The following is a 22,767-nucleotide window of genomic DNA, read 5'->3' on the forward strand; positions in this document are numbered from 1 at the left end:
CCGCGCGCGGACACGCGCACCGGCACATGAGGAAGGGGCCCTCCGGCAGGAGGGCCCCTTTCCCGTACCGCTCACCCGCTCCTACTCGCCGAGCAGCTTGCGCACCCGCTCCTGGCCCACGGCCAGCAGCAGCGTGGGCAGCCGGGGCCCGGTGTCCCGGCCCACCAGCAGGTGGTAGAGCAGCGCGAAGAACGAGCGCTGGGCCGTCTTGATCTCCGGCGGCAGCTCCTTCGGCGTCGCGTCGGCCGGGAACCCGGCCTGCACCTTCGGCACGCCGTAGACCAGGTGCGTCAGACCGTCCAGCGACCAGTGCTCGGCGAGCCCGTCGAGCAGCAGCCGCAGCGACTTGCCGGACGCCTCGTCGAGGGACTTCAGCAGCTCGGCGTCGGGCTCGTCGCGCACGATGGTCCGCTGGTCGGCGGGCACCTGCGTGTTGATCCACTCCTCGGCCCTGTCGAACCGCGGACGGACCTCGTCGAGCGAGCCCAGCGGCTGCTCCGGGTCCAGCTCGGAGAGGATCCGCAGCGCCTGGTCCGTGTGTCCGGCGGTGATGTCGGCGACGGACGCGAGCGTGCGGTACGGCAGCGGTCGCGGCGTCCTCGGCAGCTCACCGGCGGCCGTGCCGACGGCGCGGGTGTACGCGGCGACGTCACCGGGCAGCGCGGAACCCTCCGCGACCTTGGCCGCGAGCTTGTCCCACTCGTCGTAGAGCCGCTGGATCTCCTGGTCGAAGGCGATCTTGAAGGACTGGTTGGGCCTGCGGCGGGCGTACAGCCAGCGCAGCAGCTGCGGCTCCATGATCTTCAGCGCGTCGGCCGGGGTCGGCACGCCACCGCGCGAGGACGACATCTTCGCCATCCCGGAGATGCCGACGAAGGCGTACATCGGGCCGATCGGCTGCTCGCCGCCGAAGATCCCGACGATCTGGCCGCCGACCTGGAAGGAGGACCCCGGCGAGGAGTGGTCGACCCCGCTCGGCTCGAAGATCACGCCCTCGTACGCCCACCGCATCGGCCAGTCGACCTTCCACACCAGCTTGCCGCGGTTGAACTCGCTGAGCCGGACGGTCTCGGAGAAGCCGCAGGCGGTGCAGGTGTACGCCAGCTCGGTGGTGTCGTCGTCGTACGAGGTGACCGTCGTCAGGTCCTTGCCGCAGCCGCCGCAGTACGGCTTGTACGGGAAGTAGCCCGCGGAGCCGGAGCTGCCGTCGTCCTCGGCCGCGGCGCCCGAGCCCTCCGCGGCCTCCAGCTCGGCCTCGTCGACCGGCTTCTGCTGCTGCTTCTTGGCGGGGGCCTTCTTCGTCCGGTACTGGTCGAGGACGGCGTCGATGTCGCCGCGGTGCTTCATCGCGTGCAGGATCTGCTCGCGGTAGGCACCGGAGGTGTACTGCTCCGTCTGGCTGATCCCGTCGAACTCGACGCCCATCTCGGCCAGCGCCTCGGTCATCGCGGCCTTGAAGTGCTCGGCCCAGTTCGGGTACGACGAGCCCTTCGGCGCCGGGACCGCGGTCAGCGGCCTGCCGATGTGCTCGGCCCAGGAGTCGTCGACGCCGGCGATGCCCTTCGGGACCTTGCGGTAGCGGTCGTAGTCGTCCCAGGAGATCAGGTGCCGGACCTGGTACCCGCGGCGGCGGATCTCGTCGGCGACGAGGTGCGGGGTCATGACCTCACGGAGGTTGCCCAGGTGGATGGGTCCCGAGGGGGAGAGGCCGGACGCGACGACGACCGGTTTGCCCGGGGCCCGGCGCTCCGACTCCTCGATGACCTCATCCGCGAAACGGGAGACCCAGTCGGTGGTCTCGGTGCTCTGAGCCACGATCGGCACGTCCTTCTTTCTGAACGGGTGACACTCCATTGTCACAGACCCACTTGCGACCGGGAAAACGGCTTTACCCCCCATGGGATACTGGCTGGGACTATCCATCCCCACGAGGAGAACGGCACCCCTTCCTATGGCCTCGGTCACGTCCCTCAGCGACAGCGTCCAGCAGCACCTCGCGTCCGCCCTCTCGGCCACCCTGCCGGAGGCCGCCGGTGCGGACCCGCTGCTGCGACGAAGCGACCGGGCCGACTTCCAGGCCAACGGCATCCTGGCCCTGGCCAAGAAGGCGAAGGCGAACCCCCGGGAGCTCGCGGCCCAGGTCGTCTCCCAGGTGGTGACGGGTGACGTGATCAAGGACGTCGAGGTCTCCGGCCCCGGCTTCCTCAACATCACGGTCGCGGACCGGGCGATCACCCGGAACCTGGCCGCGCGGTACGCGGACGACACCGGCCGCCTCGGCGTGCCGTACGCCGAGCACCCCGGCACCACGGTGATCGACTACGCGCAGCCGAACGTGGCGAAGGAGATGCACGTCGGCCACCTGCGCTCCGCGGTGATCGGCGACGCGGTGGTCCAGCTCCTCGAGTTCACCGGCGAGAACGTGGTGCGCCGCCACCACATCGGCGACTGGGGCACCCAGTTCGGCATGCTCATCCAGTTCCTGGACGAGCACCCGCACGAGCTGGACCACAGGGAGGGCCAGGTCACCGGCGAGGAGGCGATGTCGAACCTCGACCGCCTCTACAAGGCCGCGCGCAAGAAGTTCGACTCCGACGAGGAGTTCAAGACGCGTGCCCGGCGCCGGGTGGTCGACCTCCAGGCCGGCGAGCCGCAGACGCTCGCCATGTGGCAGAAGTTCGTCGACGAGTCGAAGATCTACTTCTTCTCCGTCTTCGAGAAGCTGGACATGGAGATCCGGGACGCCGACATCGTCGGCGAGTCCGGTTACAACGACATGCTGGCCGAGACCTGCCGACTGCTGGAGGAGTCGGGCGTCGCGGTCCGCTCCGAGGGCGCGCTGTGCGTCTTCTTCGACGACATCAAGGGCCCGGACGGCAACCCGGTCCCGCTGATCGTGCAGAAGTCCGACGGCGGCTACGGCTACGCGGCGACGGACCTCTCGGCGATCCGCGACCGTGTCTTCAACCTGAAGGCGGACACCCTCCTCTACGTGGTGGACGCCCGCCAGGCCCTGCACTTCCGGATGGTCTTCGAGACGGCGCGCAGGGCGGGCTGGCTGGGCGAGGACGTCACGGCGCACCAGCTGGCCTTCGGCACGGTCCTCGGCAAGGACGGCAAGCCGTTCAAGACGCGTGCGGGCGAGACGATCAAGCTCCAGGACCTGCTGGACGAGGCCGTCGAGCGGGCCACGGCGGTCGTGCGGGAGAAGGCCGAGAAGGTGGGCCTGACGGAGCGGGAGATCGTCGAGAACGGCACCCACGTCGGCGTCGGCGCGGTGAAGTACGCCGACCTGTCCACGTCCGCCGTGCGGGACTACAAGTTCGACCTGGACCAGATGGTGTCCCTGAACGGCGACACCTCCGTCTACCTCCAGTACGCGTACGCCCGGATCCAGTCGATCCTGCGCAAGGCCGGCGAGGCCCGCCCCGCCGCCCACCCGGAGCTGGACCTGGCCCCCGCCGAGCGCGCCCTCGGCCTGCACCTGGACCGGTTCGCGGAGACGGTCCTGGAGGTGGCGGCGTCCTACGAGCCGCACAAGCTGGCCGCGTACCTGTACCAGCTGGCGTCGCACCTGACGACGTTCTACGACCAGTGCCAGGTGCTGTCCGCCGACAACCCGGCCGAGGTCGTGGAGAACCGCCTGTTCCTGGTCGACCTCACCGCCCGCACGCTGCACCAGGGCATGGACCTGCTGGGTATCAGGACGCCCGAGAAGCTCTGAACAGAGAAGCCCTGAACAGACCCCCCTTCGGCCCGTGGAGCACACCTCCGCGGGCCGAAGGTCTGTCCGGCGCCGGGCGGCGAGGATTCGAGTGAAGATTCACCCTGCACCGGGCGAAAGGTGGATAAGCCATAACTCAGACGCTTTCCCCCGCGTTTGACGGGGTGCGGGTGGAGTGCCCGCGTCCATGTCTGGGAGGCAGGGAGCCATGAAACGGGTTACCCGGAACAGTGTGATCGCCATCGCCGCCGCGTCGGGTGCGATGGCCGTGGGAGGTGCGGCGCACGCCGACTCCACCGCGGGCGCCGCCGCGGCCGGCTCGCCCGGCCTGATCTCCGGCAACGCGCTGCAACTACCGGTGCACGTCCCGGTGAGCGTGTGCGGCAACACCGTCAACGTGGCAGGGCTGCTGAACCCTGCCATGGGCAACAGGTGCGCCAACCAGGGCGGCGGCACGGCCGTGAGCGACCGGCCCGCCGCGTCGAGCGGGGCCACCGCCGTCGCCGTCACGAAGGACTCCCCCGGCGTGGTGTCGGGGAACGGGATCCAGTTGCCGGTCGACCTGCCGGTGAACGTCAGCGGCAACACCGTCGACGTCGTGGGCATCGGCAACCCCGTCTTCGGGAACACGTCCACGAACACCTCGACGGACCGCCCCGAGGAGCCCGCTCCGCCGACCCCGCCGCGGGTCACTCCGCCGCCCCGCGCCGTGCCGCCGGCCCGGCCGCACACCCCGCCCAAGGAGCACCCGGTGCCGAAGCCGGCGCCCACGGTCGAGAGCCCGCGGCCGGTGGGCACCCTCGCCAGCACCGGCATCGACGGCACCTGGACGGCCGGCGCCGCGAGCGTGGCCTCGCTGCTCGGCGGGACGGTGCTGTACCGCCGCATCCGCTCCAGGATGCTGCGCGGACAGGGCTGACCCGGGGGACGGGGAACGGCTCCACGGGACCCACCGGACCCAACGGACCCAACGGACCCACCCGGCGGAGCCGTTCCCCGTCCGCCCCGCAGGCGGACGACCTACCTGAGCGCCTGCGCCGGCTGTGCAACGGAGTTTTGCCGGGTGCCGGTGGTCGCCGGTCGTCCGTCGTGGTTCGCCGGGTGCCGGTGTATAGCCGGTCGCCCGTCGTGGTTCGCCGGGCGCCGGTGCATCGCCGGTCGTCGGCGGTGGTTCGCCGGGTGCCGGTGGTCGCCGGTTACCCGTCATGGTTCGCCGGGCGCCGGTGCATCGGCGGTGGTTCGCCGGGTGCCGGTGGTCGCCGGTTACCCGTCGTGGTTCGCCGGGCGCCGGTGCATCGCCGGTCGTCGGCGGTGGTTCGCCGGGCGCCGGTGCATCGCCGGTCGCCCGTCGTGGTTCGCCGGGTGCCGGTGCATCGCCGGTCGTCGGCCGCGGCTTCGCCGGGTGCCGGTGGTGCCTCAGCGTGCGGGCCAGGCGGGGTCCACGTCCGCGTTGTGCTGTCGCAGGGCCTCGACGCGGCGCAGCAGGGCCTGCCGTACGGAGTCCGGAGCGAGGACGCGCAGCGGGGTCGCCAGGCCGAGGAGATAGCCGGCGAGGGCGTCCGCGTCGGGTCCGCCGATGTCGACGAGAGTGGCGCCGGGACCGTCGGCGCGGTGCGTGCCGACGGTCGCGGGGACGAGCCGCAGCGCCCGGTCCACGGCCACCGGGAGACGGACGGTCGCGGTCAGCGGATAGGGGCCGTTCGCGATGTTGCGGGAGACCAGCAGCGCCGGGTCGGGCGGGTCGGTGATCTCCACCGGGTGGCCGGTCGGCCGCAGCCGTTCGACCCGGTCGGCCCGGAACGTCCGCCACTGCCCCCGGGCCACGTCCCGCGCGACGAAGTACCAGCGCCGTCCCGTGTGCACGAGGCGGTACGGATCGACGTCCCGCACCGTGGAAGTCCCCTGTCCGTCGCAGTACGCCAGCCGGGCGCGTTCGCCCCCGCGGCAGGCGGCGGCCAGTTCCAGCAGCATGCCGGGCCTGAGCCCCGGCTCTCCGGACCCCGGCAGCCGCACGAAGGCCTCGTCCCACTCCCCCAGCCGCTCCGCGATCCGCCGGGGCAGCACCTGGCGCAGCTTCAGCAGCGCGGAGAGCGCGGCCTGGTCGCCGCCGAGCGCACCGCTGCGCGCCGCCTCCCGCAGCCCGAGGGCCACGGCGAGGGCTTCCTCGTCGTCGAGGATCAGCGGCGGCACCCGGGAACCGGCACGCAGCCGGTAACCGCCCCAGGGGCCCGCGTCGGAGTCGACGCAGTAGCCGAGTTCCCGGAGCCTGGCGACGTCCCGGCGCACCGTGCGGTCCGTGACGTCCATCCGGTCGGCGAGTTCGGCGCAGGTCCAGGAGGGCCGGGCGGCCAGCAGCGCGAGCAGTCGCAGCAGGCGGGCGGACGCACTGATCACGTCGCGCAGTTTTCCACACGGCTCCCACGACCAGGACCGGAACTGTCCTGGTCGTGCCCTAGCGTCCCGCCCATGAGCACAGAGACCACCGCCAAGCCCGCGTTCCGCTATGCCGCCGTCACCTTCGACTGCGCCGACCCGGCCCAACTGGCCCGCTTCTACGGCGAGCTGCTCGACTTCCCGGTCCTCTTCTCGTCCGACGACTTCGTCATGGTCGGCCGGGAGGGCGCGGCCGGCCTCGGCTTCCACCGCCTGGCCGACTACCGTCCGCCCACCTGGCCGGACCCGGCCCAGGAGAAGCAGGCGCACATCGAGCTGGGCGTCGACGACCTGGAGGCCGCGGAGGCCCGGCTGCTGGCCCTCGGCGCCCGGAAGCCGGACTTCCAGCCGTCCCCCGACCGCTGGCGCGTCCTGCTCGATCCCGCGGGCCACCCGTTCTGCGTGACCACCCTCGTCTGAGCCGGAAGAAGCGCGCCCCCCATCCGAGTTCGCCGGGTGGGGGGTGCGCCCCGAACGTCGCACGACGGTCGGCCTCGGTGCCTCGAAGCCGACGCGCTGCCGGTGGCCGGTCCCGGCCGGGCCCGTAGCCGGCGCACTGCCGGTGAGCGGCCCCGGCCGGACCCGTACCCGGCGCACTGCCGGTGAGCGGCCCCGGCCGGACCCGAGGCGGGGCAGCCACTGTCAGTGGCTGCCCCTACAGTCACGTCCATGGCGACTCTTCCCAACCCGCTGCCCGAGCTGGCCGGTGACCCCAGCGGGCGTTCCCTCGGACTGCGGCTCCCGCCCGGCAAGCTGATCGACACCACCGACGACGGCCCGTGGCAAGAACCACTGCTGTGGCATGCGGAGAAGGCGGCCGCGCCGGGCACGTGGAAGGCGCTGGGCGCGCCGGCGGCCCGTGTCGGCCTGCTTCCGGTGCTGGTGGACCTGGACGACTCCCAGGGCGGCCCGGAGGACTGGGGACTGCTGCCCGGGGAGACCTCGTACCCCGGGGACCACGACGCCGACGACGTCCTCGCGGAGTACTGGGAGGAGGAGACGGCAGACGGCGACATCGCGGAGGAGATCGAGCCGTTCGGACCCGACTGGCCCGGTCTGGCCCCGGGCGGCGTCCTCGTGGCCGACCCGGACACCCGTGCCGCGCAGGTGGCCGACGCGCTGCAGGACGACCCGGACTCGTACGTCGAGCAGCCGCACCTCGCCCTGGTCCCGGCCCGCCGCTCCGCCGACATACCGGCCGCGATCGGCTGGAGCGGCCCGGTGAACTACGAGGACGACGTCGCCCGGCTCTGCGCGGTGCTGCGCTCCTGGGAGGACCGGTTCGGGATCCGGGTCGTGGCCCTCGGCCTGGACACCCTCGTCGTGTCCGTGGCGGCCCCGCCGGCCGGCCTCGCGGAAGCCGAGGCCGTGGCGGCGGAGCACTTCGCGTTCTGCCCCGACAACATCCTGCAGGGTGACCACGACACGCTGCGCGGGTACGCGAAGGACCTTGTGGGGCAGACCACTTGGACCTTCTGGTGGGACTGACCCCGGCCACCGGCCCGGTGACCCGATGGCCGCGTTCGAGGACGGCGGTGCGGGAGCGGGTGGGCACCGGCACCGTGGCGAGGCGACGCCGGGCGGCCCGGGGCGTGGTCGTTCAGGGCACGGTCGTGCCCTCCTTGACCCATCCCGAGCCGCCGAGCGGGAACTCGTACGCCGGGCGGCCGGCGGCGCCGCTCGTCTGGAACGGCCTGCCGTGGTCGCCGACCCGCAGCACGCCCTGGCGTGAGCCGCTGGACCAGGCCAGCTCCAGGTACCAGCTCACGTCGTACGCGGAGGCGGCGGCCTCGACGTGGAACTCCTCGGGGTCGGACTCGCTCACCTTGAACGGGAAGTCGCGGTGTCCCGCCTCGGGTACGACGGCCGGGCGGGCCGCGTCGAGGGCGACGGTGAAGGAGCGGGTGGGCACGCCGCCGCCGCAGCCGACGCCGGGGTAGCCCATGGCGTAGTCGTTCCAGGCGAGCGGGGCACGCTTGGCGGCCGTGACGACCGCCATGCGCTTGATCACCACGGTCTCGTCCCCGGTCCCCTGGACGGTGAGCGTGACGTTCTGCTTTCCGGAGGAGACGGCGCCGTGCGCGGCCACCCAGGCCGTCGCATCGGACTCGGTCGGCGGCGGGGCGACCCGTGCCGGGGACCGGTCGATCAGATAGCGCGCTGTGCACGGACTGGCCCAGGTGTACGGGTCGGTGGAGACGGTCAGCGGAGCGGCGGCGGCAGCGCCGCCCGGCGAGGCGCCGTGCCCGCCGCCCGGCTTCGGCTCGCCCACCGCGGGCGCGGAGGCCGAGGCCGACAGCGGCGCGGAGGCGGACGGGGACGCCGACGGCGAGCCGGTGCGGCTCGGCGGCACCGAGGCCTGCCCGGGGCCCGACGCCCGGTCCGGCACCCGGGCCGCTCCACCCGCCCCGAGGGGTTCGCCCCCGCCGTCGGCCGAGTCGCCGGAGGGAAGGCCCGCGGCCAGCGCGACGGCACCGAGGACGGCGGCGACGGCGACACCGCCGACGAGCACGGCCCGACTACGCCGACGGCCACCCGCAGCCCCCACCAAGCCCTTGCGCTCGGCTGCCGCTCCCGCCTCCGGTCCGTGGCCCGGCGCCGGGGAGACGTCCGCCGGCCCGGGCACGGCCGCCCCCGCCGCCGACGCGCGCACGGTCGGCGTCTCCGGACCCGGACCGCCGGCCGCCGTTCCCGGCACGGGCGCGCCGGCCGGGGTTTCCGGGGCCAGATCGTCAGCCGGCGTTCCCGGCACAGGCGCGCCGGCCGGACCTTCCGACGCCGGACCGTGAGCCGCCGTCTGCGGACCCGGACCGTCGGCCGACGTCTTCGAGCCCGGCCCGGCCACCCCTTCGGGACCCGGCGGACGATCGGCCGGTTCCGTGACCGGCCGGGTCTGGGCGTCCGTCCTGCGCCCGCGCATCGCATCCGCCAGCACCCACCGGCGGTGCAGCTCGACCAGTTCCTCCGGACTGGCCCGGCAGATGCGGGCCAGCCGCTCCACCGGTGCGTAGTCCGCCGGTACGGCGTCCCCGTTGACGTAGCGGTGCAGCGTCGAGGTGCTCGTGTGGAGCCGCTTGGCGAGCGTGCCGTAGCTGAGTCCCGAACGGTCCTTCAACTCCCGCAGCAGCGCCGCGAAGAGGTCACCCGTAGTGCCTTCCGACACCCTTTCCCCCACCTTCCGTTCCATTCCCCCGTTCCATGGACGGCACGTCTTCCCAGCTCAGAGCCGGTATCAGCGTTCCAGCGTCCCTGATCACCCGCCGGCCGTGGCGGACGGGACGGATCGTCCCACAGGCTGTGGACAGCCGAGCACGCCGCTCCCGACGACGGTCGATGCGGCCCGGCGGCCCCATCGACTCGCACAAGAAGGATCCGACATGCGTACACGCCGTACCTCCCTGCTCGCCGCCACCGGCGTGTCCCTCGCCGCCCTCGCGCTGACGGCGTGCGGCGGCGGAACGGGAACGAAGGACGAAGGGGCCTCGCCCGTGTCCACCTCGTCGGCCGCCGCGTCCGCCGGTACGGCCGCGAGGCCCGCGGCCGACCGCGGGACGGGCTCCGCCGGCTCCACGGGCACGAGCGGCACGGCGGGCACGACCGGCGCGAAGAACGGTTCGGGGAGCGGCTCCGCGTCGGGCAGGGGCTCCGGCACCACCGGCACCGCGAAGGCGTCCGGCTCCTCCTCCGGCCAGGGCCGGTCGTTCGTTCTCTGCAACGGCTCCAACACGACGGTCAGCGCGAAGCCGGTGTCCCGGCCCCTCAACCACATGCTGCTGACGGTCACCAACACCGGCGGCAGGACCTGTCAGCTGACGTACTACCCGATCGTGCGCTTCGACGAGATGCAGTGGGTGCCGCAGGCGGCCGAGGAGACCCAGCCCCAGGCCGTGGTGAGCCTGGCTCCCGGCGAGTCCGGCTACGCGGGTGTCCTGCTGTCGGCCGCCGACGGCAGCGGCAGCGGCGGCATGACCGGCCACAAGCTGACGGTCGGTTTCCAGGGCCGCACACCGAACAGCGGCGGCGGCCCCGTCGCGACCCCGTCCCTGCCGGCCAAGGGCGTCTGGTACGACAGCTCGCTCGATGTGACGTACTGGCAGCAGAACGCCGCCGACGCGCTCGGCTGGTGAGCCCCGGGGCGCCGCTCGGCACGGCCGGGCGGCGCTCAGCGCAGCTTCTGGGCCACCTCGGTCGCCCAGTAGGTGAGGATGTTCCGCGCCCCGGCTCGCTTGATGCCGGTCAGGGTCTCGAAGACGGCCCGGTCCCGGTCGATCCAGCCCTTCTCGGCGGCGGCCTCGATCATCGAGTACTCGCCGGAGATCTGGTAGGCGGCGACCGGGACGTCCACGCTGTCCGCGACCCGGGCCAGGACGTCCAGGTAGGGTCCGGCCGGCTTGACCATCACCATGTCGGCGCCCTCGGCGAGGTCCTGTTCCAGCTCCCGCAGGGACTCGCGCCAGTTGGCGGGGTCCTGCTGGTAGGTCTTGCGGTCGCCCCGCAGCGAAGAGGCGACGGCCTCGCGGAACGGGCCGTAGAAGGCCGAGGAGTACTTGGCGGTGTAGGCGAGGATCGCCACGTCCTCGCGGCCGATCTGGTCGAGCGCGTCGCGGATGACGCCGATCTGCCCGTCCATCATGCCGCTGGGGCCCACGACATGGGCGCCGGCGTCGGCCTGCACCTGAGCCATCTCGGCGTACCGCTCGAGGGTGGCGTCGTTGTCGACCCGCCCCTCGGCGTCCAGCACGCCGCAGTGCCCGTGGTCGGTGAACTCGTCCAGGCACAGGTCGGCCATGACGAGCAGGTCGTCGCCGACCTCGGCCCGCACATCGCGCAGCGCGACCTGAAGGATCCCGTCCGGATCGGTGCCTACGGTGCCCTGGGCGTCCTTCTTGGACTCCTCCGGCACGCCGAAGAGCATGATCCCGGAGATCCCGGCCTCCACGGCCTCCAGCGCGGCCTTCTTCAGGCTGTCCCGGGTGTGCTGCACGACCCCGGGCATGGCGGCGATCGACACGGGCTCGCTCACGCCCTCCCGGACGAACGCCGGGAGGATGAAGTCGGCCGGGTGCAGCCGCGTCTCGGCGACCATGCGGCGCATGACGGGCGAGGTGCGCAGCCGCCGGGGACGCGTACCGGGAAAGGATCCGTACTTCGTCATGCGTTCTACGCTACGCCCGCCGCGCCCCCTCCTTTGCCGACGCCCTGTCGGCCCGGTGACGGGAGTCACAGTCAGCCCGGTGACGGGCCCATAGGGAGTCCACAGACAGCCCATTCACGCCATTCGCGGGCATAACGGCGCGCGGATACGAAGTCTTTGCGCTCCCCTGGGCATCCCTGGATCCTCCGTCCTCCCCAGCGTTCTACGCGCGTGGTGTCATGTACGCGCCACCCCCTCCCGGTGCTCACCCCAGGAGTCACGCATGCTGCGGAAGGCCCTCACCCGTGCGGCCGTCGTCGTCGCCGCCGGCACCGCCGTCGCCGTCACCGCCGTACCCGCGAACGCCGCGAGCTACTCGGCGTTCGCCTTCTCCCAGACCGGCAGCCAGCCCACGATCTACGACTTCGTCAACTCGGCCACCAGCACGCTCGACATGACCATGTACGAGCTGGAGGACACCACAGCCGTCAACGACCTCATAGCCCTGAAGAACAAGGGCGTCACGGTCCGGGTCATCCTCGACCGCCAGCACCAGAGCGCCGACAACCCGGCGTACACGTCCCTGAAGAACGCGGGCATAGGCGTGGTCTGGTCGTCCTCGGCCTTCGTCTACACCCATCAGAAGACGATCACGGTGGACGGCGTCAAGTCCCTGGTCATGACGGGCAATCTGACGTCCCAGTACTACACGACCAGCCGGGACTACGGCGTCTTCACCGACGACACCCGCGACGTCGCCGCCATCGAGAAGGTCTTCAACGCCGACTACACGGCGACGTCCGTCACCCCCACCGACGGTGACCACCTGCTGTGGTCCCCCACCGACTCCCGCAACCGCCTGGTGTCCTTCATCAACTCCGCGACCAAGACGTTGGACGTGGAGGAACTGGAGTTCAGCGACAGCACGGTGGTCAACGCGATCGTCGCCCGCGCCAAGGCCGGCGTGAAGGTCCGCGTGGTCCTGGAGAACCCCTCCAGCTACTCCAGCGAGGTCTCCGCCGTCAAAGCCGCCGGCGGCACCGTCGTCGGCTACTCCGACCCCAACGGCTTCTACATCCACGCCAAGGCGATGGTCGCCGACTACGGCCTGTCCACCCAGGAGGTGGAGGCGGGCTCCATGAACATCAGCAGCAACTCGCTCAGCAACAACCGCGAGCTGGGCATCATCCTGACCGGCACGGGCGTGGCCCAGCCGGTCGCCCAGACGGTCGAGACGACGTTCAACGGCGACTATGCGGGCGGTACGGGGGCCTGACCTCCACGAGCGGCAGGCGAACACCACCGACACCCGCCTGCCGCTCAACAGGCTCACGCAACGCACACACGCTCCTCCGGCACCGTCCAAGCGGTGCGGCAGTCACGGCAGCGGCCGGGGTGTGGGGCGCGGAAGGCGCGATCGCAGCCGTCGCAGTTCTGCAGGGGGGCGGACCGACCGCCGGCCCCGACCGGCTTCGCGGTGGACGGCGAGGCTACGGGGCCCGGGGGAAGCGGTACCGGCCGCATCGCGTCGAGCCGATAAGCGAGCACACCGGCCGGGTGCGGCATGTGCACGGGAAGACCGGCGCTCAAGGCGTGGTGAACAGCGGCCTCCGTGGCCCCCACCTCGAACCACGCGGCGACGGCGGGAGCGAGTCGGTCCACCTGCCGCTGGGAGAGGATGAGGCGGTGGTCGGTACGGCGCAGGCCCGCGAGGAGGGCTGCGGCCCGGTCATACCGGGGGTCGCGTGGTCCGCTCGCCGTGGGCGTCGGCGTGGGCCTCTGCGCGGGCGGTTCGGGCTCGGGCGGCTGCCGGGGAGGGACTTGGTCGTCCTCCTCGGGCGCTGCCTGGACGTCCGCACCTGCCATGGGCCGACGGTCATGGATACGGGGCGGGCGCCCGGCGAGGCGAAGCGGTGTGGGAGAACCGGCATCTGCGGCAGGAGCAGGTGTGTGGTGGACGTACGTCCGCGTCACCAGACGACCCGACTCCGTGTGCTCGCGAATCCGCTCCAGATAGCCGTGCGCCTCCAGCTCGCGCAGCGCCGACGCGATCCGCTCCCGCCCTTCCGGGAAGCGGTCGGCGAGAGTGCGGATGTCGACCGGCGTGCCCTCGGGCACCGACAGGATGTGGGTCGCCAGGCCGATGGCGGTCAGGGACAGTTCGCGGTGCTGGGCGAGGTGGTTGCCGACGACCACGTACCGGCCGGAGTGGTACGTGCGTACGTGGATGACACCGGAGGGGGTGGTGGATGCTCGAACACCCTGAATCGGGCGCGGGGCGGCGTTAGGCTTCTTCTCAGCCATGGGGAAGGTCCGTTCTTCCTCGTTGGTCAGGCCCTCGCACTGGGATTGCCGTCCCGGCGGGGGCCGATGCATGTGTGGACTTGTGGCGTGGTGAAGCGCATATGCCTCGGGGTGAGACTGCACGCCCGAGGCGCCGACGCGCCAGCCAGATCAACCGCATTCACCCGCCCGGGTGACCTACGCGGGGTTTGGTTTGGTTGGTTGGTTTTTTTCCCGGGTTCTTTGGTCTTTTACGGCCCGAAGCCCCGGCCGCGGTGCCACCGCGTCACGCATTTCCCGGCTCCGGTGCGAGGTGCGCCGATGGCCCGGCCGTATCGATCTCGGCCCACACCGTCTTGCACGGCACCGGCCCCTGCCACACCCCCCAGCGGTCCGCCAACTCCGCGACCAGTAGCAGGCCGTAGCCGCACTCGGCCGGCCCGGTGGCCGCGGTCCGTACAGCCGAGTGATCGTCGATCCGAAAGAGGTGCAGCTACTCGATATGCGTTATCGGATCATCCGGGCACAGGCTCTCGACCCACGGGAGTCGACGGTCCTCATCGAGAAGGTGCTGGGAGAGACATGAAGCTGGAGTGGATAAAGAGCAGCTACAGCACGGACGAGGGCCCCGACTGCGTCGAAGTGGCGACCATCCCCGACCAGATCCTCGTCCGCGACTCCAAGAACCCCACCGGCCCCCGCCTCGCCCTCACCCCCAGGGCCTGGGCGACCTTCCTGCCGTACGCCTCACAGCGCTGACCCACGATCGACGGTGCCCTCGCATCCGACCACGGCTGCGAGGGCACATTCCTGTGGATCACAACTGGCCCTCTGGGGGGTGCGTGCCCCACGCGAACGCCCCGCCGTCTCCCCAGTGCAGGGACGGCGGGGCGTCGGAGTTGCCCCGTAAACCGCTGAGCGGGACTACGTCGTGGAGCGGCGCCTTCGCGCCCCCGGCCGGCGTTCGCTCGGCCGGGTCACCGGGTCGCCGGCCTCCAGGGCCGCGGCCCGCCGCTTCAGGCCGAAGTCGGCCAGTGCCTCCGCCAGCCTGTGCACGGACGGCTCGGGAGCCATGACGTCCACCCGCAGCCCGTGCTCCTCGGCCGTCTTCGCCGTGGCCGGGCCGATGCACGCGATCACCGTGACGTTGTGCGGCTTGCCGGCGATGCCGACCAGGTTCCGGACCGTGGACGACGACGTGAAGAGCACCGCGTCGAAGCCGCCGCCCTTGATCGCCTCCCGCGTCTCGGCCGGCGGCGGCGAGGCGCGCACCGTCCGGTAGGCCGTGACGTCGTCGACCTCCCAGCCGAGTTCGATCAGACCGGCGACCAGGGTCTCCGTGGCGATGTCCGCGCGGGGCAGGAAGACGCGGTCGATCGGGTCGAAGACCGGGTCGTAGGGCGGCCAGTCCTCCAGCAGGCCCGCGGCCGACTGCTCACCGCTCGGCACCAGATCGGGCTTCACGCCGAAGGCGATCAGCGCCTTGGCCGTCTGCTCGCCCACCGCGGCCACCTTGATGCCCGCGAAGGCACGGGCGTCGAGGCCGTACTCCTCGAACTTCTCGCGTACCGCCTTGACCGCGTTCACCGAGGTGAAGGCGATCCACTCGTAACGGCCGGTCACCAGGCCCTTGACGGCCCGTTCCATCTGCTGCGGGGTGCGCGGGGGCTCCACCGCGATGGTGGGGACCTCGTGCGGCACCGCTCCGTAGGACCGCAGCTGGTCGGAGAGCGACGCCGCCTGCTCCTTCGTCCGCGGCACGAGCACCTTCCAGCCGAACAGCGGCTTGGACTCGAACCACGACAACTGGTCACGCTGGGCGGCGGCGGAGCGCTCGCCGACCACGGCTATCACCGGCCGGCCGCCCTCGGGGGAGGGCAGCACCTTCGCCTGCTTCAGGGTCTGCGCGATCGTGCCGAGCGTCGCCGTCCAGGTGCGCTGACGGGTCGTCGTACCGGCGACCGTGACCGTCAGCGGCGTGTCCGGCTTGCGGCCCGCCGCCACCAGCTCACCGGCCGCGGCCGCCACGGAGTCCAGCGTCGCGGAGACGACGACCGTGCCGTCCGAGGCGCCCACCTCCGTCCAGCAGCGGTCGGAGGCGGTGCGGGCGTCCACGAACCGGACGTCCGCTCCCTGCCGGTCCCGCAGCGGGACACCGGCGTACGCCGGCACACCGACCGCGGCCGCCACACCCGGTACGACCTCGAAGGGCACACCGGCGGCGGCGCAGGCGAGCATTTCCTCGGCCGCGTACGTATCAAGTCCCGGGTCCCCGGACACCGCCCGGACGACCCGCCTGCCGCCTCGCGCGGCCTGCATGACAAGATGAGCGGCATCCCGAGCAGCAGCCGGGGCGGCGACGGGTGTTGACGTGCCGTCGACGACCGTCAGCTGGGGCGTGCCCGTGCCCGGCGGTGACACCGAGGAGGAGTCCGCGTCCATCGGCACGACGGAGACGCCCTGTCGGGCGTGCGTCCGGATCACGTCGAGCACCTCGTGCTCGGCGACCAGGACGTCCGCGGTCGACAGCGCCTCCACGGCGCGCAGAGTCAGCAGTCCCGGATCCCCGGGTCCGGCACCGAGGAAGGTGACGTGACCGTGTTCGAGGCCGGCGGGAAGAGTGGTGGGGCTCACTGTGCTCGCTCCCCCATCAGACCGGCCGCGCCCTGGGCGAGCATCTCGGTGGCGAGTTCGCGCCCGAGTGCCGATGCCTGGTCGTGCGTCTGGGGCACGGGACCGGTGGTGGACAGCTGCACCATGCGGGTGCCGTCGGTCGTGCCGACGACGCCGCGCAGGCGCATTTCCTTGACAACCTGCTCGGCCTGGGGGTCCCCCCGCTCGAACGGAGCCGAGAGTGGGGGAAGGTCGGCCAGCGCACCCACAGGGGCGCTGCAACCGGCCTCCAGGGCGGCGAGCAGTGACCGTTCGGCGGTCACGGCGGCCCGAGTGTACGGGTCGTCGAGTTCGCCGAGCGCCGCGATGAGGGCAGTGTCTTGGGCGGTGTTCCCCGCCCTGCACTCGATCGCCAGGGCCCCCTGGCCGGGGGCGGGCAAAACCGTGTCGACCGACAGGAAGTCGGTCACTTCGTCGATCCGGCCGATCCGGTTCAGTCCGGCGGCGGCCAGGACGACCGCGTCCAGCTCGCCACCGTGGACGTACCCGATCCGGGTGTCGACGTTGCCGCGGATCGGGACCGTCTCGATGTCCATGCCGTGGGTCCGGGCGTACGCGTTCAGCTGCGCCATGCGGCGGGGGGAGCCGGTTCCGATCCGGGCCCCGCGCGGCAGGTCGGTGAACTTGAGCGCGTCGCGCGCGACGACCACGTCCCGCGGGTCCTCGCGCGGCGGTACGGCGGCCAGGACCAGTTCCCCGGGCTGGGTGGTCGGGAGGTCCTTGAGCGAATGAACCGCGAAGTCGACCTCGCCGCGGACCAGTGCGTCGCGCAGCGCCGTCACGAAGACGCCGGTGCCGCCGATCTGCGCCAGCTGCTCGCGGGAGGTGTCGCCGTACGTGGTGATCTCGACCAGCTCGACGGGCCGCCCGGTCACCTGCTGGACGGTCCTCGCCACCTGCCCGGACTGGGCCATGGCGAGCTTGCTCCGCCTGGTCCCCAGTCGCAGTGCCTTCTCAGTCATGCCGGTCGGTCCTTCTCCTCCGTGCTGTCCCCGGCCCGTGAGACGGCGGCGACCGTCTCGGGGTCGAGGTCGAACAGGGTGCGCAGCGCGTCCGCGTACCCGGCGCCGCCGGGCTCGGCCGCGAGCTGCTTGACCCGTACGGTCGGCGCGTGCAGCAGCTTGTCGACGACCCGGTGCACGGCCTGCCGGATCTCGCCGCGCTGGCGCTCGTCCAGGTCGGGCAGGCGCCCGTCGAGCCGTGCGATCTCACCGGCGACGACGTCGGCGGCCATGGTGCGCAGCGCGACCACGGTCGGCGTGATGTGCGCCGCCCGCTGTGCCGCACCGAAGGCCGCGACCTCGTCGGAGACGATACGCCGGACCTGGTCCACGTCGGCCGCCATCGGCGCGTCGGCCGAGGCTTCCGCCAGCGACTCGATGTCCACCAGGCGCACCCCGGCCAGCCGGTGCACGGCCGCGTCGATGTCGCGGGGCATGGCCAGGTCGAGGAGGAAGACGGAGGGCGCCGGGCGCGGGATCACGGCGACGGGTTCGGGCCTGCGCCGCTCCGGGACACGGCCGATGGTGGCGGCGGTCGCGGCGAGCGCGGTGATCAGCTCGGCGTCCGCCTCGGGCGTACGGCGGTCCCGGCGGTCCAGCGTCCCGCCGGCGACCCAGGCCGCGTGCTGCTCCAGCGTGGCCGCGTCCAGGCCGGCCACGGCGGCCTCGCCCATGACGGAGAAGCCCGGCTGTACGGCGGCCAGGTCGAGGGGGCAGTTGTCGTCGTTGCCGGCGCCGCCGGCCGGCTGCGGCGCCTTCGGCTGTGCGCTCGCCGGTGCGCTCTCGGCGATCTCGGCGGGCTGCCCGGTGCGGCCCTCGACCGCGTGCGCGACCGCGTCCGCCGTGAGCACCAGGCCGGTCGCCCCGGTACAGGAGACGACGACGTCGGCACGTGTCAGCTCGTCCGGCACGGCGTCCATCCGTACCGCGCGGGCCGTCACCGCCGTGCCGTCGCCCTCGGTCAGGCGTGCTCCGTACTGCTCCTGGATCAGCAGTGCGAGGCGCTCGGCGCGCTCGAAGGTGCGGTTGGCGACGACGATCTCGCCGGCCCCGGCCCGCGCGAGGGTGGCGGCGGCCAGGGACGACATCGACCCGGCGCCTATGACCAGCGCCGTGCGGCCGGTCGCCCATTCCCGCACGTCACCGCCCGCGGCCAGCTGCTCGAGGCCGAAGGTGACCAGTGACTGTCCGGCGCGGTCGATGCCGGTCTCGGCGTGGGCACGCTTGCCGACCCGCAGGGCCTGCTGGAACAGGTCGTTCAGCAGCCGCCCGGCGGTGTGCAGGTCCTGCGCCCTGGCCAGGGAGTCCTTGATCTGGCCGAGGATCTGCCCCTCGCCGACGACCATCGAGTCGAGACCGCAGGCCACCGAGAACAGGTGGTGGACGGCCCGGTCCTCGTAGTGCACGTAGAGGTAGGGGGTCAGTTCCTCCAGGCCGAGCCCGCTGTGCTGGGCGAGCAGGGTGGACAGCTCGGCGACACCGGCGTGGAACTTGTCCACGTCCGCGTACAGCTCGATGCGGTTGCAGGTGGCGAGCACCGCGGCCTCGGTGGCGGGCTCGGCGGCGACCGTGTCCTGCAGCAGCTTGGTCTGCGCGTCCGCGTTCAGCGCGGCCCGCTCCAGCACGCTGACCGGGGCGCTGCGATGGCTGAGGCCTACGACGAGGAGACTCATGCCGGCATCACGGCGGGTACGTCCCCGTCGGGCCCCTGGTCGGCGGATTCGTCGCGGGTGGCGGCGGCGGTGGGCGCGCCCTCGCCGGCCGCGCTCTCCTCACCGGCCTTGCGCTGCTCGTGGAAGGCGAGGATCTGCAGCTCGATGGAGAGGTCGACCTTGCGCACGTCGACGCCGTCCGGGACGGTCAGCACGGTCGGCGCGAAGTTCAGGATCGAGGTGACTCCGGCGGCCACGAGCCGGTCGCAGACCTGCTGGGCGGCACCGGCGGGAGTCGCGATCACGCCGATCGAGACGCCGTTGTCCTTGATGATCTTCTCGAGCTCGTCGGTGTGCTGCACCGGGATGCCCGCGACCGGCTTGCCGGCCATCGCCGGGTCGGCGTCGATGAGGGCGGCGACCCGGAAACCACGGGAGGCGAACCCGCCGTAATTGGCGAGCGCCGCGCCGAGGTTGCCGATACCGACGATGACAACCGGCCAGTCCTGGGTCAGGCCGAGTTCGCGGGAGATCTGGTAGACGAGATACTCCACGTCGTAGCCGACACCGCGGGTTCCGTACGAGCCCAGGTAGGAGAAGTCCTTGCGCAGCTTGGCGGAGTTGACGCCCGCCGCCGCGGCCAGCTCCTCGGAGGAGACCGTGGGGACCGAGCGCTCCGACAGTGCGGTCAGTGCGCGGAGGTACAGCGGAAGCCGGGCGACGGTGGCCTCGGGAATCCCTCGGCTACGGCTCGCCGGTCGGTGTGTTCGGCCAGTTGCCACGGTGCTCCTGCGGGTAGAGCGGGGCTGCAGGCGGTCATACGTCCCCAGACCGCCCCGTCGACAGCAGGCTATGTCTTTGTGAACGCGTGCACAAAGATGGTGTCCGATTTGCCCGGCAGAAGTGACCGGGGTCACGCACCTGCTGTGCCATCGACGGGAACCGGCGCATACGGACCGCCGCTCCTTCGTTACTGGGGGCAAAACCGCACACTCTCCTCACGAATCCCGCCCCCGAGACCAAACCGCCGTCGATCCTAAGCGACTTTCAGGCCGGTTTGGACTACTCGGTCAGTGCACGGCGCAGTCGCTGCTCGTTCACGCGCCAGAAGGTGTGCTGTTCACCGTCGATCAGTACGACCGGGATCTGCTCCCAGTACCGGTCGTGCAGGGCCTGGTCCTCGGTGATGTCCTTCTGCTCCCAGGACACGCCGAGATCGCCGCAGACCTTGCCGACCACCAGCTCGGCGTCGTCGCACAGATGGCAGCCGGGCCTGCGGACGAGTGTCACCAGCCGCTCGCGCGGCTCGGCCTTACGTCGGAAGAGGGGACTCATACCGGCCATTCTCGCGCTTCCGCCGCCACCGCCACGGTCGTTTCCGGGCACTTCCTTAACGGCGCGGTCGCGGAGAGTTCACACCGCGCCAACCTCCGGACTCCGGAAGCACCGGCCGAACTGGCTATGCTCACGACATGGCCGCTCTCGGATGGCTCACTCCCCGTAGGCGCTCCGCCACGGCGCGGAGCGTGTTGGCAGGCGAGGCCTCGGCGGAGGCCGCCCGCAAGTCCTCGCAGGAGGCGCAGGAGACCCGGCAGGTCGCCGTGGCGGAACCGGTGTTCCCGGTGTTCGGCGACGACCGGGCGGCCGCGTTCTTCGACCTCGACAACACCGTGATGCAGGGCGCCGCCCTGTTCCACTTCGGCCGGGGCCTGTACAAGCGGAAGTTCTTCGAGACGCGCGACCTGGCCAGGTTCGCCTGGCAGCAGGCGTGGTTCCGGCTGGCCGGCGTCGAGGACCCCGAGCACATGCAGGACGCCCGTGACTCGGCCCTGTCCATCGTCAAGGGCCACCGGGTCGCCGAGCTGGAGACGATCGGCGAGGAGATCTACGACGAGTACATGGCCGACCGCATCTGGCCCGGCACCCGCGCCCTGGCCCAGGCCCATCTGGACGCGGGCCAGAAGGTGTGGCTGGTCACCGCCGCCCCGGTGGAGATCGCCCAGGTCATCGCCCGCCGCCTGGGACTGACCGGCGCGCTCGGCACGGTCGCGGAGTCGGTCGACGGCGTCTACACCGGCAAGCTCGTGGGCGAGCCGCTGCACGGCCCGGCGAAGGCGGAGGCGGTCCGCGCCCTGGCCGCGGCGGAGGGGCTGGACCTCTCGCGCTGCGCGGCCTACAGCGACAGCCACAACGACATCCCCATGCTGTCCCTGGTCGGCCACCCCTACGCGATCAACCCGGACGCCAAGCTGCGCAGGCACGCCCGCGAGAAGGACTGGCGCCTGCGCGACTACCGCACCGGCCGCAAGGCGGCCAAGGTGGGCATCCCGGCGGCGGCCGGCGTCGGCGCGGTCGCCGGCGGCACCGCGGCGGCGATCGCCCTGAGCCGACGGCGCCGCTAGCACCACGCGGGCGCGGACACGGGCGCGGGCGCGGAGACACGCGGGCGCGGACGCCGAGAACGGCACCCGGAGACCACCGGCCACCGCCACGCACGGCCCGGCCACGCCCTCTCGTCCACGAGTCCGCCGGGACTGACGCATACACATCCGCCCTGACCGGCGGCGCGGATCCGCCGCGCCCTCTCGCGGATCCGCCACGACCGTCGGCGCGGATCCGCCCGACCGTCGGCGCGGGTCCGCCACGACTGCTTGCGACGGTCCGCCACGACTGCACACGCGGGCCCGATTTCGCCGCCCCGCGCGGTTCCCCGCGCCCTCCCGGGCCCCTTCGCGGCCACCTTCCCGCGCGCACGAATTATGCCGCGGCCACTTCAACTCGCCCCGTACTTCGCCGAAAATCGCCTCTTTCCGTTCAACAATCGATCACTCTGTGGCTCGTGATAGGGCGTCAACCGGTTACAGAAGCGACGCAATCGATGATTTGAGCAACTCGGTGTAGCAGTGCCTGCACGAAGCGTTATTCTCCTCAGACGCAATCCGGTACCCCTCCGTCGCTACGACGGGTGAACGGTCCCGCACTGCACGTGATGAAAGCTCTGCCTCTGGGAGTCCCGTGTACCCACACGTCGGGGTTGACGCCTCGGGCCTGGCTACGCTGCGCGCAACGGTCGCAACGGTCAAAGAGACGCTGCGCGGCTTCGTCCCCACCGCGTACACCGTCCCCGCCTTCGCCGCCGCCGCGCCCGTCGGCCCGTGCTACGCACTGGCCGACGGCGGCGCCGCGGTCGGCAGACGTGGGCGCGCCGGCGGCGCCCCCACCGCCCGCCGTCCCGCCGCGGACAGCGACAGCGCCCGCATGATGGACCTGGTCGAACGCGCCCAGGCGGGCGAGGCCGAAGCCTTCGGACGCCTCTACGACCAGTACAGCGACACCGTCTACCGCTACATCTACTACCGCGTGGGCGGCCGGGCGACCGCCGAGGACCTCACGAGCGAGACCTTTCTGCGGGCCCTCAGAAGGATCGGCACCTTCACCTGGCAGGGCCGGGACTTCGGGGCCTGGCTGGTGACGATCGCGCGGAACCTCGTCGCCGACCACTTCAAGTCCAGCCGCTTCCGCCTCGAGGTCACCACCGGCGAGATGCTGGACGCCAACGAGGTCGAGCGCTCCCCGGAGGACTCCGTGCTGGAGTCCCTGTCGAACGCCGCCCTCCTGGACGCCGTGCGCCGGCTCAACCCGCAGCAGCAGGAGTGCGTCACGCTCCGCTTCCTCCAGGGGCTCTCGGTCGCCGAGACCGCCCGGGTGATGGGCAAGAACGAGGGCGCGATCAAGACCCTGCAGTACCGCGCGGTACGCACCCTCGCCCGGCTGCTGCCGGACGACGCGCGCTGAGTGAGCGCCCCGGGCACGCCACCGAGGGCGACCGTCAACTCACTCTTCGTGAAAGCTCGTTGCCTTTCCGAG

Annotated in this window: 19 protein-coding genes and 2 pseudogenes; 10 read left to right on the top strand and 11 right to left on the bottom strand. The window is 72.0% G+C overall.

What is annotated here, in order from left to right:
* Window positions 1–81: 81 nt before the first annotated feature.
* The gene (gene lysS, locus ABVB68_RS09625) at window positions 82–1,824 is read right to left on the bottom strand and encodes a lysine--tRNA ligase (RefSeq protein ID WP_353600455.1); all 1,743 of its coding nucleotides are present in this window, start codon (window positions 1,822–1,824) and stop codon (window positions 82–84) included.
* Window positions 1,825–1,951: 127 nt separating this feature from the next.
* Between lysS and argS the strand changes: the two genes are divergently transcribed.
* Entirely contained in the window at window positions 1,952–3,724 is a 1,773-nt protein-coding gene (gene argS, locus ABVB68_RS09630; RefSeq protein ID WP_353600456.1) for an arginine--tRNA ligase, read from the top strand.
* 208 nt (window positions 3,725–3,932) lie between these two features.
* Window positions 3,933–4,643: a chaplin gene (locus tag ABVB68_RS09635; protein WP_353600457.1), complete on the top strand. Its 711-nt coding sequence runs from the start codon at window positions 3,933–3,935 to the stop codon at window positions 4,641–4,643.
* A gap of 497 nt (window positions 4,644–5,140) precedes the next feature.
* On the opposite strand, the gene ABVB68_RS09640 is transcribed toward ABVB68_RS09635, so the two are convergent.
* On the bottom strand, window positions 5,141–6,118 hold the full coding sequence (locus tag ABVB68_RS09640; protein WP_353600458.1) for a helix-turn-helix transcriptional regulator: 978 nt from the start codon (window positions 6,116–6,118) through the stop codon (window positions 5,141–5,143).
* Window positions 6,119–6,190: 72 nt separating this feature from the next.
* On the opposite strand from ABVB68_RS09640, the gene ABVB68_RS09645 reads away from it, so the two are divergent.
* Window positions 6,191–6,577, top strand: coding sequence for a VOC family protein (locus ABVB68_RS09645; RefSeq protein WP_353600459.1), 387 nt, complete (start codon window positions 6,191–6,193; stop codon window positions 6,575–6,577).
* 249 nt (window positions 6,578–6,826) lie between these two features.
* Complete coding sequence (locus ABVB68_RS09650; protein WP_353600460.1) at window positions 6,827–7,645, top strand: DUF4253 domain-containing protein; 819 nt, start codon at window positions 6,827–6,829, stop codon at window positions 7,643–7,645.
* Window positions 7,646–7,757: 112 nt separating this feature from the next.
* Here the strand turns inward: ABVB68_RS09650 and ABVB68_RS09655 are convergent, their stop codons facing one another.
* Complete coding sequence (locus ABVB68_RS09655; RefSeq protein WP_353600461.1) at window positions 7,758–9,320, bottom strand: transcriptional regulator; 1,563 nt, start codon at window positions 9,318–9,320, stop codon at window positions 7,758–7,760.
* 214 nt (window positions 9,321–9,534) lie between these two features.
* Between ABVB68_RS09655 and ABVB68_RS09660 the strand changes: the two genes are divergently transcribed.
* Complete coding sequence (locus tag ABVB68_RS09660) at window positions 9,535–10,284, top strand: DUF4232 domain-containing protein (RefSeq protein WP_353600462.1); 750 nt, start codon at window positions 9,535–9,537, stop codon at window positions 10,282–10,284.
* Window positions 10,285–10,319: 35 nt separating this feature from the next.
* Here ABVB68_RS09660 and hemB read toward each other — a convergent pair whose 3' ends face one another.
* Entirely contained in the window at window positions 10,320–11,312 is a 993-nt protein-coding gene (hemB, locus tag ABVB68_RS09665) for a porphobilinogen synthase (RefSeq protein ID WP_353600463.1), read from the bottom strand.
* A 262-nt stretch (window positions 11,313–11,574) separates the two neighbouring features.
* On the opposite strand from hemB, the gene ABVB68_RS09670 reads away from it, so the two are divergent.
* Window positions 11,575–12,567, top strand: a complete 993-nt coding sequence (locus ABVB68_RS09670; RefSeq protein WP_353600464.1) for a phospholipase D-like domain-containing protein — start codon at window positions 11,575–11,577, stop codon at window positions 12,565–12,567.
* 53 nt (window positions 12,568–12,620) lie between these two features.
* On the opposite strand, the gene ABVB68_RS09675 is transcribed toward ABVB68_RS09670, so the two are convergent.
* Both ABVB68_RS09675 and ABVB68_RS36875 read right to left on the bottom strand, forming a co-directional pair.
* On the bottom strand, window positions 12,621–13,595 hold the full coding sequence (locus ABVB68_RS09675) for a helix-turn-helix domain-containing protein (protein ID WP_353600465.1): 975 nt from the start codon (window positions 13,593–13,595) through the stop codon (window positions 12,621–12,623).
* 265 nt (window positions 13,596–13,860) lie between these two features.
* Window positions 13,861–14,016 (bottom strand): annotated as a pseudogene (locus ABVB68_RS36875) (ATP-binding protein); the annotation flags it as partial.
* Between the two features lie 18 nt (window positions 14,017–14,034).
* On the opposite strand from ABVB68_RS36875, the pseudogene ABVB68_RS09680 reads away from it, so the two are divergent.
* Together ABVB68_RS09680 and ABVB68_RS09685 are read left to right on the top strand one after the other, a co-directional pair.
* Window positions 14,035–14,160 (top strand): annotated as a pseudogene (locus ABVB68_RS09680) (transcriptional regulator); the annotation flags it as partial.
* Window positions 14,157–14,333, top strand: coding sequence for a DUF397 domain-containing protein (locus tag ABVB68_RS09685; protein ID WP_353600466.1), 177 nt, complete (start codon window positions 14,157–14,159; stop codon window positions 14,331–14,333). The pseudogene ABVB68_RS09680 and the gene ABVB68_RS09685, both read left to right, overlap by 4 nt.
* Before the next feature lie 165 nt (window positions 14,334–14,498).
* On the opposite strand, the gene ABVB68_RS09690 is transcribed toward ABVB68_RS09685, so the two are convergent.
* The 5 genes from ABVB68_RS09690 to ABVB68_RS09710 form a co-directional block, all read right to left on the bottom strand.
* Window positions 14,499–16,208, bottom strand: coding sequence for a bifunctional uroporphyrinogen-III C-methyltransferase/uroporphyrinogen-III synthase (locus ABVB68_RS09690; RefSeq protein WP_353600467.1), 1,710 nt, complete (start codon window positions 16,206–16,208; stop codon window positions 14,499–14,501).
* On the bottom strand, window positions 16,205–17,209 hold the full coding sequence (gene hemC / locus ABVB68_RS09695) for a hydroxymethylbilane synthase (protein WP_353600468.1): 1,005 nt from the start codon (window positions 17,207–17,209) through the stop codon (window positions 16,205–16,207). Before hemC ends, ABVB68_RS09690 begins: the two co-directional genes overlap by 4 nt.
* Entirely contained in the window at window positions 17,206–18,921 is a 1,716-nt protein-coding gene (locus ABVB68_RS09700; protein WP_353600469.1) for a glutamyl-tRNA reductase, read from the bottom strand. Before ABVB68_RS09700 ends, hemC begins: the two co-directional genes overlap by 4 nt.
* Entirely contained in the window at window positions 18,918–19,682 is a 765-nt protein-coding gene (locus ABVB68_RS09705) for a redox-sensing transcriptional repressor Rex (RefSeq protein WP_353600470.1), read from the bottom strand. The genes ABVB68_RS09700 and ABVB68_RS09705 overlap by 4 nt, the downstream gene beginning before the upstream one ends.
* Before the next feature lie 280 nt (window positions 19,683–19,962).
* The gene (locus ABVB68_RS09710; protein ID WP_353600471.1) at window positions 19,963–20,244 is read right to left on the bottom strand and encodes a glutaredoxin family protein; all 282 of its coding nucleotides are present in this window, start codon (window positions 20,242–20,244) and stop codon (window positions 19,963–19,965) included.
* Window positions 20,245–20,372: 128 nt separating this feature from the next.
* On the opposite strand from ABVB68_RS09710, the gene ABVB68_RS09715 reads away from it, so the two are divergent.
* Together ABVB68_RS09715 and ABVB68_RS09720 are read left to right on the top strand one after the other, a co-directional pair.
* Window positions 20,373–21,302, top strand: coding sequence for an HAD family hydrolase (locus ABVB68_RS09715; RefSeq protein ID WP_353600472.1), 930 nt, complete (start codon window positions 20,373–20,375; stop codon window positions 21,300–21,302).
* A 613-nt stretch (window positions 21,303–21,915) separates the two neighbouring features.
* Complete coding sequence (locus tag ABVB68_RS09720) at window positions 21,916–22,695, top strand: ECF subfamily RNA polymerase sigma factor, BldN family (protein ID WP_353600473.1); 780 nt, start codon at window positions 21,916–21,918, stop codon at window positions 22,693–22,695.
* Window positions 22,696–22,767 lie beyond the last annotated feature (72 nt).

The sequence above is a fragment of the Streptomyces sp. NPDC096012 genome (assembly GCF_040426375.1).
Taxonomy (GTDB): domain Bacteria; phylum Actinomycetota; class Actinomycetes; order Streptomycetales; family Streptomycetaceae; genus Streptomyces.